General features: G+C 34.4%; 1 protein-coding gene. It reads right to left on the reverse strand.

Translation table 11 applies throughout. From position 1 onward, the window contains the following. Window positions 1-475: 475 nt before the first annotated feature. The coding region (locus CN288_RS27935; protein WP_255260075.1) for a hypothetical protein at window positions 476-747 on the reverse strand (272 nt) is incomplete at its 5' end.

Raw genomic sequence — 747 nt, forward strand, 5'->3', positions numbered from 1 at the left:
GGATCACCGCTCGCTAATTATGCAGTACTGGAAAAGGAATCAACACGGTGGATTATCGAACAAATTTCAGTACCGTATGATTGGGAGAAAGCTGCAGAGAGTGCAGAGAAGAACGGACGAGAGGATTGGGCGGTGGCATTACGAACTGGTCGCGTGGAAATATAGTGCTGGAAATCTTTATAGTCCATAGGTTCAGAAAGTAAAGTGAGTTTCTAAGTATGGAAAGGAATTTGGGCGACATGGTTGAGAAGAAGTGGATAACAATCATAAGATTAAAACAAACCGAAGATCAGGAGTAGTGTCAGTGTTTTCTAACATAAAGTTTGTGGATGTTGTAGCATAGACTGCTTATCTTTTAAATTTCAAAAGCACCATCTTAGTGATAAGAAACTTTTCCTTATCACTAAGTTAGTGCTTTTTTATGTTTACTTTAAAACTCCCTCTACTAAAAAGAATAGGATTGAAAAAAGTGTGATTACGACTGTGAAAATAAAAATTCTGGAAATTCATCTGAATTTCTAGCATGTTTTTGTATAGAACCAACTGCTTTAAGAAAATAGTAATCTGTGCTTTCAACTTTAGCTGGTTCTAGCTCCACAGATCTTTTTTCTAGTTTATTAAATTGAATTTTTCCTGATTTTTCTTCCTCTTCACAAGGAAAAAAACGATAAACAACTTCCTCTTCATTTTCATATTCTTTAAACAAATCTACACATAATCCCATATTTATTACTTCCTTTCTAAATA

Origin of the sequence: Bacillus sp. AFS023182 (assembly GCF_002560575.1) — a bacterium.
Classification (GTDB): domain Bacteria; phylum Bacillota; class Bacilli; order Bacillales; family Bacillaceae_G; genus Bacillus_A; species Bacillus_A arachidis.